Source organism: Pseudomonas glycinis (assembly GCF_054871425.1).
The window spans coordinates 16,063-30,184 of sequence record NZ_JBTYHF010000014.1 but is presented as its reverse complement, the minus strand read 5'-3'; the positions used below and the strand labels follow the sequence as shown (position 1 = coordinate 30,184).

At 62.9% G+C, this 14,122-nt stretch carries 12 protein-coding genes; all 12 read right to left on the bottom strand.

Annotated features, from left to right (window positions below; translation table 11 throughout):
* Positions 1 to 580 precede the first annotated feature (580 nt).
* A complete protein-coding gene (locus ACYSTU_RS25890; RefSeq protein ID WP_264365049.1) occupies positions 581 to 3,658 on the bottom strand; it encodes an error-prone DNA polymerase in 3,078 nt (1,025 codons plus the stop codon).
* A complete protein-coding gene (locus ACYSTU_RS25885) occupies positions 3,655 to 5,070 on the bottom strand; it encodes a Y-family DNA polymerase (RefSeq protein WP_122610544.1) in 1,416 nt (471 codons plus the stop codon). The genes ACYSTU_RS25890 and ACYSTU_RS25885 overlap by 4 nt, the downstream gene beginning before the upstream one ends.
* Before the next feature lie 5 nt (positions 5,071 to 5,075).
* Entirely contained in the window at positions 5,076 to 5,693 is a 618-nt protein-coding gene (imuA, locus tag ACYSTU_RS25880; RefSeq protein ID WP_024012713.1) for a translesion DNA synthesis-associated protein ImuA, read from the bottom strand.
* Entirely contained in the window at positions 5,693 to 6,310 is a 618-nt protein-coding gene (gene lexA / locus ACYSTU_RS25875; protein WP_076563218.1) for a transcriptional repressor LexA, read from the bottom strand. The genes imuA and lexA overlap by 1 nt, the downstream gene beginning before the upstream one ends.
* Before the next feature lie 193 nt (positions 6,311 to 6,503).
* A complete protein-coding gene (locus tag ACYSTU_RS25870) occupies positions 6,504 to 6,782 on the bottom strand; it encodes a DUF971 domain-containing protein (protein WP_264365047.1) in 279 nt (92 codons plus the stop codon).
* Positions 6,779 to 7,741, bottom strand: coding sequence for a HEAT repeat domain-containing protein (locus tag ACYSTU_RS25865; RefSeq protein ID WP_264365046.1), 963 nt, complete (start codon positions 7,739 to 7,741; stop codon positions 6,779 to 6,781). Before ACYSTU_RS25865 ends, ACYSTU_RS25870 begins: the two co-directional genes overlap by 4 nt.
* Positions 7,738 to 8,586 (bottom strand): ABC transporter ATP-binding protein, encoded by an 849-nt coding sequence (locus tag ACYSTU_RS25860; RefSeq protein WP_264365045.1) that lies wholly within the window; start codon positions 8,584 to 8,586, stop codon positions 7,738 to 7,740. Before ACYSTU_RS25860 ends, ACYSTU_RS25865 begins: the two co-directional genes overlap by 4 nt.
* On the bottom strand, positions 8,586 to 9,365 hold the full coding sequence (locus ACYSTU_RS25855; protein WP_024012709.1) for an ABC transporter permease: 780 nt from the start codon (positions 9,363 to 9,365) through the stop codon (positions 8,586 to 8,588). Before ACYSTU_RS25855 ends, ACYSTU_RS25860 begins: the two co-directional genes overlap by 1 nt.
* 215 nt (positions 9,366 to 9,580) lie before the next feature.
* Positions 9,581 to 10,984, bottom strand: a complete 1,404-nt coding sequence (locus tag ACYSTU_RS25850; RefSeq protein ID WP_499002466.1) for an ABC transporter substrate-binding protein — start codon at positions 10,982 to 10,984, stop codon at positions 9,581 to 9,583.
* Between the two features lie 232 nt (positions 10,985 to 11,216).
* Positions 11,217 to 11,462, bottom strand: coding sequence for a 4Fe-4S dicluster domain-containing protein (locus tag ACYSTU_RS25845; protein WP_003225615.1), 246 nt, complete (start codon positions 11,460 to 11,462; stop codon positions 11,217 to 11,219).
* A 27-nt stretch (positions 11,463 to 11,489) separates the two neighbouring features.
* A complete protein-coding gene (locus tag ACYSTU_RS25840) occupies positions 11,490 to 13,220 on the bottom strand; it encodes a fumarate reductase/succinate dehydrogenase flavoprotein subunit (RefSeq protein ID WP_016774451.1) in 1,731 nt (576 codons plus the stop codon).
* On the bottom strand, positions 13,217 to 13,969 hold the full coding sequence (locus tag ACYSTU_RS25835) for a GntR family transcriptional regulator (protein ID WP_499002463.1): 753 nt from the start codon (positions 13,967 to 13,969) through the stop codon (positions 13,217 to 13,219). The genes ACYSTU_RS25840 and ACYSTU_RS25835 overlap by 4 nt, the downstream gene beginning before the upstream one ends.
* Between the last annotated feature and the right edge of the window lie 153 nt (positions 13,970 to 14,122).

The following is a 14,122-nucleotide window of genomic DNA, read 5'->3' as shown; positions in this document are numbered from 1 at the left end:
CGCCTGACAGTCCGCTTTCGCGAGCAGGCTCGCTCCCACACTGATACGGGGCAGATCGACCATCTTCATCGCAACCAAAATCCCTGTGGGAGCGAGCTTGCTCGCGAAGGCGCCGGCACAGTCAACATCGTCATCGCCTGACACTGCGCTTTCGCGAGCAGGCTCGCTGCCACACTGATACGGGGCAGATCGACCATCTTCATCGCAACCAAAATCCCTGTGGGAGCGAGCTTGCTCGCGAAGGCGTCGGCACGTTCGACATCGTCATCGCCTGACAGTCCGCTTTCGCGAGAAAGCTCGCTCCCACACTGATCCGGGGCCGATCAACCATCTTCATCGCAACCAAAACCCCTGTGGGAGCGAGGCTGCTCGCGAAGGCGGCGGCACAGTCAACATCGTCATTGCCTGACACTGCGCTTTCGCGAGCAAGCTCGCTCCCACACTGATCCGGGCCCGATCAACCATCTTCATCGCAACCAAAATCCCTGTGGGAGCGAGCTTGCTCGCGAAGGCGGCGGCACAGTCAACATCGTCATTGCCTGACACTGCGCTTTCGCGAGCAGGCTCGTTCCCACAAAGGTCAGTGAAAATCGCGGCTTTGCACATGAATGCCGTTGAGCAGCGGGCTCAGGTCGCTCATGCGCCCGGCGATCAGGTGGCGCACATCGCCTTCGCGTTCCCAGCGGCCGTCGACCTTGAGCAATTGCGACCCCACCAGCACTTGGCGCTGACGCTCGGCCAGGTCACGCCAGACCACCACGTTGACGTTGCCGAACTCGTCTTCCAGGGTCACGAACGTCACCCCGCTGGCCGTACCGGGTCGCTGTCGGCCGGTGACCAGCCCGGCCACGCTGACCGGCCGGCCATGTTCGATATCCATCAATTCGCGCGAGCTGCGGCAGCGCCGGGCCTGCAACTCGCCACGCAACAATGCCAACGGGTGCGGCCCCAGCGTCGTCCCCACCGTGGCGTAATCAGCATGCAAGTCTTCGCCAACGCTGGGTTTGGGCAGGACGATTTTGACTTCTTCCTCGTTGGGCAGGCCGGCGAACAGGCCGAGTTGTTTCTGCACCCCGGCCACTTCCCAACGCGCACGATGACGATGCCCGGCCAGACCGCGCAAGGCGCCGGAGTCTGCCAGCAAGGCCTGCGCACGACTGTCGAGGGCGGCGCGCTCACCCAGGTCAGCGACATCGGCAAAGGCTCCGTGGCGGCGCGCGGCTTCGATGCGCCGGGCATCTTCTTCGCGAAACCCCTTGATCATGCGCAGGCCCATGCGAATCGCCGGTTGCCCGGCACTCAGCGGCTCAAGGCTGCAATCCCAGTCACTGGCGCGCACGTCCACCGGACGGATCTGCAATTGGTGCCGCCGCGCGTCCTGCAGAATCTGGTCCGGGCTGTAAAAGCCCATCGGCCAACTGTTGATCAATGCGCAGGCAAACGCCGCCGGCTCGTGACACTTGAGCCAGCAACTGGCGTAGGTCAGCAAGGCGAAACTGGCGGCGTGGGATTCGGGGAAGCCGTAACTGCCGAAGCCCTTGATCTGCTCGAAGATCTGCGCAGCGAATTCGGGTGTGTAGCCGTTCTTTTTCATGCCGGCGGCGAGGCGTTCCTTGTGCGGCTCCAGTCCGCCATGGCGCTTCCACGCCGCCATCGAGCGGCGCAACTGATCGGCCTCGCCGGGGCTATAGTCGGCAGCGACGATGGCGATCTGCATGACCTGTTCCTGGAACAACGGCACGCCCAGGGTTCTTTTGAGTACGACTTCGAGCGCCGGCGATGGATAGGTTTCCGCCTCTTCGTTATTACGTCGGCGCAGATACGGATGAACCATGCCGCCCTGAATCGGCCCGGGCCGGACAATCGCCACTTCAATCACCAGATCGTAGAAGGTCTTTGGCTTCAGGCGCGGCAACATCGACATCTGCGCCCGCGACTCGATCTGGAACACGCCGACGGTATCGGCGCGGCTGATCATTTCGTAGGTCGGTTTGTCTTCGGCGGGGATCGTCGCGAGCGTCAGGTTCAGATCACGATGCCGGCGCAGCAGGTCGAAGCAGCGGCGAATCGCGCTGAGCATGCCCAAGGCGAGGATATCCACCTTGAGCAGGCCGACCGCATCGAGGTCGTCCTTGTCCCACTGAATGATGGTGCGGTCGGCCATTGCCGCGTTTTCGACCGGCACCAGGGTGTCCAGCGGCTGCTCGGAGATCACAAAACCGCCGGGATGCTGCGACAGATGCCGGGGGAAGCCGATCAGTTGCCCGGTCAGGCTCAGCACCCGGCGCAGCACCGGACTATCCGGGTCGAAGCCGCCTTCACGCAAACGTTCCAGCGGCGGCGTCTCATCGCTCCAGCGCCCGCAGCAGTCGGCCAGCGCGTTGATCTGATCCGGCGGCAGGCCGAGGGCCTTGGCCACATCGCGCACGGCACCGGTGGCGTGATAGGTGCTGACCACCGCCGTCAGCGCCGCACGTCGCCGGCCGTAACGGTTGAACACGTATTGCAGGACTTCTTCGCGGCGCTCGTGCTCGAAATCGACATCGATGTCCGGCGGTTCGTTGCGCTCCTTGGACATGAAGCGTTCGAACAATAGCGTGGTGCGCTCCGGATCGATCTCGGTGATGCCCAAGGCAAAACACACTGCCGAGTTGGCTGCCGAACCACGGCCCTGACAGAGGATTTTCTGTGTGCGGGCAAAGCGCACCACGTCGTGCACGGTGAGGAAATAGCTTTCGTAGCCGAGCTCGGCGATCAATTGCAACTCGTCATCGATCTGCTTGAGCACCTTGGCCTGAGGCCCTTGCGGCCAGCGCCAGGCAATGCCCTCCTCGGTCAGATGGCGCAACCAGGAACTGGCACTGTGGCCCTCGGGCACCAGCTCTTTCGGGTACTGATAGCGCAGCTCGCTCAGATCGAAGGTGCAGCGTCTGGCCAGTTTTAGCGACGCTTCGAGCAAGTCCGGCGGATACAGGGCGCGCAGCTCATCGAGGCAACGCAAATGCCGCTCGCCATTGGGGTGCAGGCGCAGACCCGCTTCGGCCACGGGGACGTGATGACGGATCGCGGTCATGGTGTCCTGCAAGGCACGGCGCCCCCGGGCGTGCATGTGCACATCGCCGCTGGCCACGGCTGGAATCTGCAACTCAGCCGCCAGAGCCAACAATGCCGATAGTCGCTGCTGATCGTTCTGCCCGCGATGCAGTTGCACCGTGAGCCACAGGCGGTCGCCGAAGATTTGTTTCAGCCAGCGCCCTTCTTCCCGGTCATCCACTGAATCCGGCACCCACAACACCAGCAAACCCGGCAGCGCTTCGGCGAAGTCTTCCCGCTGCACCTGATACTGGCCTTTCTGCGTACGCCGCCGAGCCTGGGTGATCAAGCCGCACAAGGCCTGATAACCGGCAAGGTTTTCCACCAGCAGCACCAGTTTCGGGCCGTTGTCGATGCGTATCTCGCTGCCGATGATCAACGGCAACTCAACGGACTTCGCCGCTTGCCACGCACGAACGATGCCGGCCAGGGTACATTCGTCGGTGATCGCCAGCGCCTGATAGCCGTGCTTTTTCGCCCGCTGAAACAGTTCCAGCGCGCTCGAGGCTCCGCGCTGGAAACTGAAGTTCGACAGGCAATGCAGTTCGGCGTAATCGGCACTCATGCGAACCAGCCTTGCAGCCACAGCGGACCGCCCTCACCCACCGCCCGCCAGGCCCAGCCCTGCTGACCGGCGCGGTTCTGGATCAGGTAGTAATCACGCCGCACGTCGCCACCGTCCCACCAACCGGATTCGATGCGCTCCGGCCCCATGAGAATCCGCGCCGAACCTTCCGGCACGCTTTGCGGTTCGTTGAGCAGCCAGCCCGGACGCTGCACGCTGGGCAACCCCGTGCAAGGCTGCTTGTCGACGGCGCTCTGCCACGCGCACTCAGGGCGATGATCGGCCTGAAAGCGCAGCCCCTGCACCGCGTCATCACCCAGCCGTGCGCGCAGGCGTTCGCGCAATTGCTCCCAGGGCAAGGTCTGCTGCGGGCGGTCGTCGAACAGCTCCTGATACTGCGGAACGAAACTCGGCAGGTCTTCGGCGCGCAAGCGAAAACCACGCACCGGTGCTTCGACCTGGACTTGCTCCAGCCGGCCACGGGCCAGTTCAAACAGCATTGCCGCGTCACGTTCGGCACTGAGCAGGCCGACCTTGATCACTGTGTCCGGCAGCCCGGCGTGTTCCAGAAGCAAATCGAAACGCTGCACGCCACTGTCGCGCCCACAGAGGAACGCCGACAAATCGCCGGTCAAGCGCCGTAACGGGAACAGCAAGGCTTGATGGGATTGCACGTCGAAATTCAGTTCGATGCGGATATCGAAACGGTCGGGCGGCAGATAGAACGCCAGCGCCAGAGGGCGTGCGCCGAACAGCGTATCCAAGTGCTTGAGCATCTGCGCTTCGAAACGCCGGGCCAGTGCCTGGCGTGGCAGGCTTTGCACCTGACTGAGATTGCGCAGGCCCATGCGCGACAACGCCGTGGCTACATTCGGCTCCAGCCCGACGCGGTCGACCGGCAATTGCCCGAGATGATGCTGCAAAGCCTCACCGTCCGGCACCACCAAGCCATCGTAGGCATTGGCCAGCACTCGCGCCGCCACCGGGTTCGGCGCGGCGACGATGCGATGACGAAAGCCCAGGTCTTTCAACTCCTGGCGCAGGCGAGCTTCAAATTGCGGCCAGGTACCGAACAGTCCCAGGCTGGATTCGATCTCGAACACCACGGTACGCGGATAATGCACGCTTACCTGCGCGCTGAAGCGATAGGCCCACGCGGCGAGAAACTGCTGCCAGTGCTCGACCTCGGCCACCTCGTAATCGGCGGTGGCAAAGCCTTTGCTCATGGCTTGCGCGGCGGTCATCGACATGCCAGGACGCAGGCCCAGTTTGCGTGCCGCCGGATTAACCGCTTGCAGCACCCGCCGCTGGGCCGGGCCGCTGAGCAGGACCAGCGGCTCTTCAGGGTCGGGCCGCTGACGCAGCACGGCGTCGAGGGCCAATTGCGGAAACAGGATACATACCCAGCGCATGACGATCAGTGCCCCACGGCAAAGGCAATCGGCGTAGCACGCGCCAGCCCGCCACGGCATTTGAGTACGCGTAGCTGCGCCGGTTTGGCATCGATGGCTATGCGTAACGCTGCCGGTGACGGGTTGACCGCCTCGCTCAACGGGCGCCAGGCAAAGGCTAGGGTCTGGCCGGTTTCCGCCGCTACCTGCAAACGCCGCAAGGCTCGGTCATCGGCCTTGTTCGGCCAGCACAGCACCGCGCCGCAACTGCCCGAGCGCAGGCATTGCTCCGCCGCCCACAAGGCATCGCGCTCGCTGGCCTGAATCACCGACAACTGGCGCAGATCGACTCCGGCATTGGCCCAGGCCTGCGGGTACGGCACGAACGGCGGCGCCACCAGCACGATGCGCTCACCGGCCGCGGACAATCGCGCCAGGGTTGGCCAGACCAGCTGCAGCTCGCCGACACCGGGGCCGGCGAGAAGGATTTCACTCAGCGCCGCTTCCGGCCAGCCGCCGCTGGGCAGAGCTGCGTCCAGTCCCGCATGCCCGGTCGGCTGCGGACTCGCCGCCGGTGGCGCAGGCCGGCCGCGCCAGACCTGGCCGCCATTGAACAGCGTATCCAACGCAACGACGGCGCCCATCAGCCTTGCCTCACCAGACCACAGAACACGCCTTCGATGGCCAGATCCTGATCGTTACGCACAACGATGGGCTGATAGGCCGGGTTGCGCGGCAGCAGGCGCACTTCATCCCCGACCCGTTCGAAGCGTTTGATGGTGACTTCACCGTCCAGACGCGCAACGACGATCTGGCCGTTCAGCGCCTCGGGATTGCGCCGCACACCGACCAGATCGCCATCGAGAATGCCGTCTTCGATCATCGAGTCGCCCTGCACCCGCAGCATGTAATCCGGGGTACGGGAGAACAGCGCCGGGTCGAGCAGCAAACGGTTATGGATATCGGCATCGGCGCCAATCGGTGCGCCGGCGGCAACACGACCAAGTACGGGGATCTCCAGCAGCTCCGGACGCGGTGGCTGACCGAGCAGGCGAATGCCCCGGGCCTGATGCGGATTGACCTCGATGAAACCGGCTTCGGTGAGCGCCAGCACATGCTTGCGCGCCACGCTGCGCGAGGCAAAACCAAAAGCCTCGCTGATTTCAGCGAGGCTTGGGGGCTGACCGTGCTCGGCGATGCGATCGCGGATAAAGGTCAGAATGGCGGTACGGCGGGGAGTGAGGTTCGTCATGGAGTACATTTGTACTCCTGTGGGAAATGCCTGACAAGAACCGCCAGTCGGCGCAAGCCGACGCAGGCAGCTGCCGAAGGCTGCGATCTGATCGTTCCCACGCTCCGCGTGGGAATGCCTCAAGGGACGCTCCGCGTCCAGTGACGCGGAGCGTCACGGGCTGCATTCCCACGCGGAGCGTGGGAACGATCATCGGATAAGGTCAGGAACCCAGTTGCGCCAGGTACGCCCACGGGTAAATCCCGCGTTGATGGCCATCGCTGAACACCAGTTGCACGCCATAACCCTGTGGATTGACCTCGATCAGGCGCACGCGATCATCAACCAGCGGCGTGACGCCACGCAGGCGAAATGCGCGGCATTGCGAGCACGGGCATTGCCGGCGCAGATCGGCATGCTTGAGCAACGATTCGCGCCCGTCCGGCCAGCTCAGGCGCAACGTGCGCGCACTCTGCGAGTTGCCCACCGCCAGCGGATTCATTGCAATTGACTCAGAGCGATGCGCACGGCTTTGCGCACTTCCGGGTCGCCGTCGTCCTGCGCCGCCTGTAACGCGGCAACAGCGCCGCGATCGTTCAATTCACCGAGGGCCAGCGCGGCTTCCTTGCGCAGATTGCTGATACGGTGGCCGAGGGTGTCGATCAGCGCGTCCAGCGCCGGGACGAAGCGCAAGCGGCCGAGGCTTCGGGTGGCGCGCAGGCGCACTTGCCAGTAATCATCGCTCAGCGCTTCGACCAAGGCCGGGCCGGCGTCGCTGTGGCCAACCTTGCCCAGCGTGGTCGCAGCTTCTTCGCGCACTTGCCAGGCAGGGTCGCGCAAAGCCTGGCGCAACGCTGGCAATACTTCGGCGCCACTGGCCAGACCCAGCGCACCGGTCGCGGCGCGACGCACTTCGGTGTCCGGGTCGTCGCTGGCCAGTTGCGCCAGAGCTGGCAGCGCGTCGAGCTGTTTGAGCCAGCCGAGCACACCGACCGCTTCGCGCCGAACATTGGCATCGGTGTCCTCCAACGCGGCGACGGCAGCCGGCGCGGCCTCGGCAAAGCGCAATTCGCGTAACGCCCGAAAGGCGGCGATGCGCACACTGACATCGGCATGTGCGGTCCACGGCAGAATGACCCGCCCCGCCGCTGCAGTCTTGAGCAGGCTCAGGCTTTGCGCCGCCGCCGATTGCACGGCGGGCGCCGGATCCGTCAGCGCTTCGCACAAGGCTTGCACGACCGCTTCATCCTCCCACGCTTCGAGCAATCGTGCGGCTTCAGCGCGAACGTCCTCGGCGGGATCCTGCCGGAGTCGATCAACCAGCCAGAGCAAACCATCCGGTTCCTCCAGATCGGCCAGATCAATCAGGGCAATGCGCCGCACGCCCGGGTCTTCCGCCGTCAGGCGCGGTTGCAGGGCGAGGATGTCTTCGTTGTCGGTCACAGCAAAAATAGAGGTCATAGGGCGAATCGCGGCAAAGGGTTTTCAGGAGGCAGGCCGAGCGGATTGAGGCGCGGCAGCGGTCGGTCGTTGTCGTGGCGCAGCAGGTCGAGGCAATGGCGTTTCAGGCGAGCGAACTCGGGGCTGGTCACCAGTTCATTGGTACGCGGGCGTGGAAAGTCCAGAGGCAAGTCTTCGATGATTCGCCCTGGTCGCGCGCTCATTACCAGCAAGCGATCGGCTAGAAACAGCGCCTCGTCGATGTCATGGGTGACGAAAACCACGGTGGTGCGGATGCGCGTCCAGATGTCCAGCAGCAGTTCCTGCATGTTCAAGCGGGTCAGCGCATCCAGCGCGCCGAACGGCTCGTCCATCAGCAACAGGCGCGGGCGATTGACCAGCACCCGGGCAATCTCCACCCGCTGCTGCATGCCTCCGGAGAGTTGATCCGGCCAGCGCTCGGCGAAGCCTTCGAGGCCGACCAGTTTGAGGATTTCATCAGCCGCGCGATGCCGCTCAGCCTTGGCGACGCCGCGCATCTTCAGGCCGAAGGCGACGTTGTCGCGCACCGTGCGCCACGGGAACAGCGTGTGGTGCTGAAACACCATGCCACGCTGCGGCGACGGGCCGGTCACAGCGCTGCCGTCGACTTTCAAGCTGCCGGTACTGGCATTCAAGTGTCCGGCCAGGGCGCCAAGCAAGGTCGACTTGCCGCAACCGGACGGGCCGAGAATGCACACGAACTGGCCGGGTTCGATCTGGCAATCGAGGCCCTGCACCGCTTCGAAGGCTTCGCGGCCCTGGCCGAGGACGATGGACAACTGGCGAATGTCGATCCGCCCTTCCGGGGTTTGCATGACGCTCATCAGGCTTTGCCTCGCGGTCGATGCCAAGGCGTGAACAAGCCGCCCAGACGTTTGATCAGCCAACTGCTGCCCATGCCCAACACGCCGATCAGGAGCATGCCGACAACAATGTCGGCGTAGTTCTGAATGGTGTAGGACTCCCAGGTGTAGTAACCGATACCGAACTGCCCGGAGATCATTTCCGCCGTCACCAGGCAGAACCACGAAGTGCCCATGCCGATCGCCAGGCCGGTAATGATGCTCGGCGCAGCGCCCGGCAGGATTACTTCCAGCAGAATCGCCCGGCGCCCTGCCCCGAGGCTTTTTGCCGAGGCGATCAGGCGTGGATCGACGCCTTCGACGCCGTGCACGGTGTTAAGCAGGATCGGGAACAGCGCGCCGGTGAAGGTGATAAAGACCATCGACAATTCCGAGGATGGAAACATCAGGATCGCCAGCGGAATCCACGCCACGGCGGGGATCGGGCGCAGGACCTCCAGTGGTGGCAGCAGAATGTCTTCGGCCCATTTCGACCGGCCGATGGCCAGGCCCAGGGCGATGCCGATGATCAACGCCGCCACGTAACCGGCGAAGACTCGGCCGAGGCTGCTGCTCAGGTGCTGCCAGAGTTTGCCCGAGTCGCCCAGGCCCAGCGCGGCTTCGATCACCGCCAGTGGCGTCGGCACGTTGGCAAAGGTGACCAGGCCGAGGTTCCAGTGGTGGCTGGCGGCGAGTTGCCAGAAGAGCAGGCAGAGCAGCAGTGAGGCGGCTCTTGATGTCCAGCGCAACGGTGTTTTCATAGTCCGGTTTCCAGTTCGGGTTCTGTGTGATGGCCGAGATTTACCCCCTCACCCCAGCCCTCTCCCCCAGGGGGGCGAGGGGGAAAGGGAGCCGATTTGCGTGCTTTTCACGACCTGAGTTCGACTCGGTACTTCACGTCGGCGTATCTCTCAACGACAACTCGGTCAGTCCCCTCTCCCTCCGGGAGAGGGTTAGGGTGAGGGGCTTTTGATCTTCAGCGCGCAGCTACAACCTGCGCAGTGGCATCGCTGAAGTCGAACACCTTGCCACCCTGCCCCGCAGCGTATTGCTGGGCCTGGCCCTTGAGCAGAAATGCGCTGAGGCGGCCCTTGGCGTCGCTGGCAAACCACGCCTGTTCAGCGAGCAACTTGATCCCGCTGTCACTGGCCTGCGCATACACCGCACGAATGTTCTTGCCCTCCTGCTTCAACCCTGCCAACGCGGTGAAGGCCGCTTCAGCCGAGCCGTAACGGCGGACTTTTTCCTCGCCACGCACCCAGATCTCCGCGACATGGCTGACGTCGGTGATGGCTTTGCCCGTCGCCGCATCCACACCCGGCAACGGCGTCTGCGCGTAGTTGACCAGTTGCGCGGTGTAATCGAGGTTCGAAGCCTTGAACGCGGCGCGGATGTACTGGTCGTCGATGAAGCTGTTCAGGTCGAGCCCGCGATCGGCTTTCTTCAGCAGCTTCAGGGTATCGATGGCGGTACCGACGGCCTGGCGATATTCAGGTTTCCAGCTCAGGTCACGGGTCTGTACGCCGAGCGGGCCATGGAACAGGTAGTTGACCTCGGCATCGACCCCGGTGACCTTGGCGATCAGTTCGCTGTACTTCTCCGGTTCGGCGGCGAGCAGTTGGTTGGCTTCGATGCTCGCACGCAGGTAGGCGACGACGATTTCCGGGTACTTTTTGGCGTAGGCCTGATCCACCAGTGCGCCATGGAAAGTCGGCGCGTTGGCCTGGGCGCCGTCATAGATCTTGCGGGCGAAACCACGGCTCGGGAACAGCTCGGCGAAGGGCACGAAATCGGCGTGGGCGTCGATCTTGCCGGCCTGCAATGCCGAGCCAGCGACTTCCGGTGGCTGGGCGATGATGTTGACATCCTTGAGCGGGTCCCAGCCCTGCTCTGCCACGGCGCGCAGCAACATGCCGTGAGCCGTCGAGGCGAACGGCACCGAAATGGTCTTGCCCTTGAGTTCGCTCAGGCTTTGCACCGACGAAGCGCTCGGCACGACGATGCCGTTGCCGCTGCCCTTGATGCTGCCCGACAGCACGCTGATGAACAGGCTATGCTTGCCCGCCGTTTCGAATGCCACCCCGTTGAACGCACCGGGGAAATCGGCCATGGCACCGAAGTCGAGCTTGCCGGCGACCATCTCATTGGTCAGCGGCGCGCCACTGGTGAAGTTTTTCCACTGCACGTCGTACTTCGCACCTTTGTAGGCGCCATCGTGGGGCAGGTATTTTTCCAGCAGACCGAGTTCACGGATCAACAGGCCGCCGGCGGCGCAGTTGATGGTGGTGTCCTGGGTGCCGATGGCGATGCGGATGGTTTCGGCCGAGGCCGACAAGGTGAATGAAGCCAGTACCAGACCGGCGAGTGCTGCACGCAACATGAGTGTTTCCCCTCGAATCATTTGTTTGAAGTTCGTCTCCGCCGCGATCAGGGCGCGGTGGGAAACGAGGGGTGTTTTGCATTCAGCGTCCGGGGTTCACCGGATGGCTATTGGATAATCACAATTGCAACGTGGGAGCGAGCCTGCTCGCGAAGGCGGCGGTTCAGTCACCATCATTGTTGAATGAACGATTGCTTTCGCGAGCAGGCTCGCTCCCACAGTGGATTTAGGGTCAACGCAATAAATAGGGGATGTCGACCTTCACCGCCCCCGTCGGGCAATCCTTCTCGCACGGCATGCAGTACCAGCATTCATCGAACGCCATGTAGGCCTTTTGCGTGGCCGGGTTGATCGCCAGCAGGTCCATCGGGCAGACGTCTACGCACACCGTGCAGCCCTTTTCCGCGATGCATTTGTCCTCGTCGACGGTGACCGGGGCGTTGGAGCGGAAGAAGATTTCCTGAGCTTGGTAAGCCATGGTTCGGACTCTCTGAAAAATGATGTCTCAAGCGGCGAAAGCGCCGACGCGCAGGCGGTCGTAGGCCTGCATTTCCTCGGCGTCGAGCGGGATGATGTAAGGCTCGACGGCCTTCTTGAAACTGGTCATCTGGCCGTCCTCGCCCTTCTTCAGATGGCAGTGGCAGAACCACTCGGCGTCGTTGCGCTGCGGATGATCGACGCGATAGTGGTACAGGCCCCAGCGGCTTTCGGCGCGGAACAACGAAGCGCGGGCGGCCATTTCGGCGCAATCGCGGATCACGCTGGTTTCCATCGCTCGCATCAGTTCGTGAGCGTTGTTGGCCTTCATCTGCTCGAGATCGCGCTCGATGTCACTGAAGCGCTGCAGGCCGATCTGCATTTTTTTGGTCACTTTCGGCGGTTGCAGGTAGTCGTTGACGAAGCGCCGCAGTTTGTATTCGACCTGCGCCGGCGGCAGACCGTCCTGGCGATCGAGCGGCGCGTAGACCCGGGCTTTTTCCTTGGCGATCTGCTCGCTGTCCAGTGCGGAAAACTCGCGGCCGGCAACAAAGTCCGCGGCGTTGTGCCCGGCGAACCAGCCGTAAGTGAACGCGCCGAGCATGTAATTGTGCGGCACCGCAGCCATGTCGCCGGCCGAATACAAGCCTTTCACTGAAGTCTCGGCACGCTCATTGACCCACACACCGGACGCCGAGTGGCCGCTGCAAAAACCGATTTCCGAAATGTGCATTTCGACCATCTGCGTGCGGTAGTCGGTGCCACGGTTGGCGTGGAACTGGCCACGGCTCGGGCGCTCGTTGCTGTGCAGGATTTCCTCGATGTTCTGGATGGTTTCCTCGGCCAAGTGATCGAGTTTGAGGAACACCGGACCGTTGCCGCTTTCCAGTTCCTGATGGAACTCCCACATCATCTGTCCGCTCCAGTAGTCGCACTCGATGAAGCGTTCGCCCTTGTTGTTGGCGGTGTAGCCACCCAGCGGGCCGGTGACGTAGGCGCAGGCCGGGCCGTTGTAATCCTTGATCAGCGGGTTGATCTGAAAGCACTCAAGGTTGGCCAGTTCGGCGCCTGCGTGATAGGCCATCGCGTAGCCGTCACCGGCATTGGTCGGGTTTTCGTAGGTGCCCATCAGGTAGCCCGACGACGGCAGACCAAGGCGTCCGGCCGCGCCGCAGGCGAGAATCACCGCTTTGGCCTTGATCACATGGAAGTCGGCGGTGCGGCAATCGAAGCCCATCACACCGTTGACCGCGCCCTCCTCGTCGGTCAGCAAACGCGTGCAGACCAGGCGATTGGTGATGCTCACCCGCGCACGTTTCAACTGCCGATACAGGACTTTCTTGATGTCGTGCCCTTCTGGCATCGGCAGCACATAGGCGCCCATGTGGTGGACCTTTTTCACCGCGTAGTCACCGGTTTCGTCCTTCTCGAACTTCACGCCCCAGCGGTCGAGTTGTTCGATGGTTTCAAAACTGTGCGTCGCATAGGCGTAGACCGCCGCCTGATTGACGATGCCGTCGTTGGCGATGGTGATTTCCTTGGTGTACTGCTCCGGTGTCGAGTGGCCGGGAATGATCGCGTTGTTCAGGCCGTCCATGCCCATGCTGATCGCGCCGCTGCGCTTGACGTTGGCCTTGTCGACCAGCAACACGCGCAAATCGCGGTTCTTCTCCTTGGCCTTGATCGCCGCCATCGGCCCGGCCGTACCGCCGCCAATCACGACGATGTCATATTCCTGTTCTAGAACGTTGCGGGTCATGCCTGCTCCCCTTTTTGCCGGTCGATCCGCAGGCGGTACTGGAATGCATCGCCACGGTAGTAAAGGTGTTCGAAGTCCAGCGGCTGGCCCTGTGCGTCGTGGGTCAGACGTTCGATGCGCATGATTGGCGAACCGGCTTCGACGTTGAGCGCCTGGGTCAGGTCGCTGTCAGCCAGCACTGCGTCAATGGCCAGATCGGCGTGGCCGAGGGCGATGCCGCAGTCGTTTTCGAGGATCAGAAAGATGTCGCGAGTGACCAGATCCGCCTTCTCCAGTCGCTCGCCGACCGTTTTAGGCAAGTAGGTGATTTCCAGCGAGATCGGCTCGCGGTTGATCAGGCGCACGCGTTTGATCTGCGCGACGATTTCACCTTCGGCCACCTGCAGACGCTCGGCGACACGCTTGTCGGCCGGAATGAATTTGAAACTGCGCAGTCGGTTGATCACTTCATAACCGCGCCCGGTCATCGACTCGGCGAGGCCTTGCAGGCTGCTGACGTTCTGAAAGGTTTTCGGTTTGGAGACGAAGGTGCCCTTGCCATGGATCTTGAAGATCAGGCCTTCCTTTTGCAGATCACCGAGTGCCTGGCGCACGGTGATGCGGCTGACTTTGAACAGCGCGCCCAGTTCGCTTTCGGAAGGCATCTGGCTGTCTTGCGGGTATTCACCGTCGAGAATCCGCGCACGCAGGACGTCGCGCAGTTGGGTGTGCAGCGGAACGCTACTGAGGGAGAGAACGTTATCGGTCATCGTCGGATCACTTGTTATAACGAGTTATGACGTGATCTTAGAGACGTTATGACGAGGTTGAGAAATATTGTTTGGGCATAACCTTAGATGCGTGTTGCGCCGGAACACCTGTGGGAGCGAGCCTGCTCGCGAAAGCATTCTGTCAGTCAATAC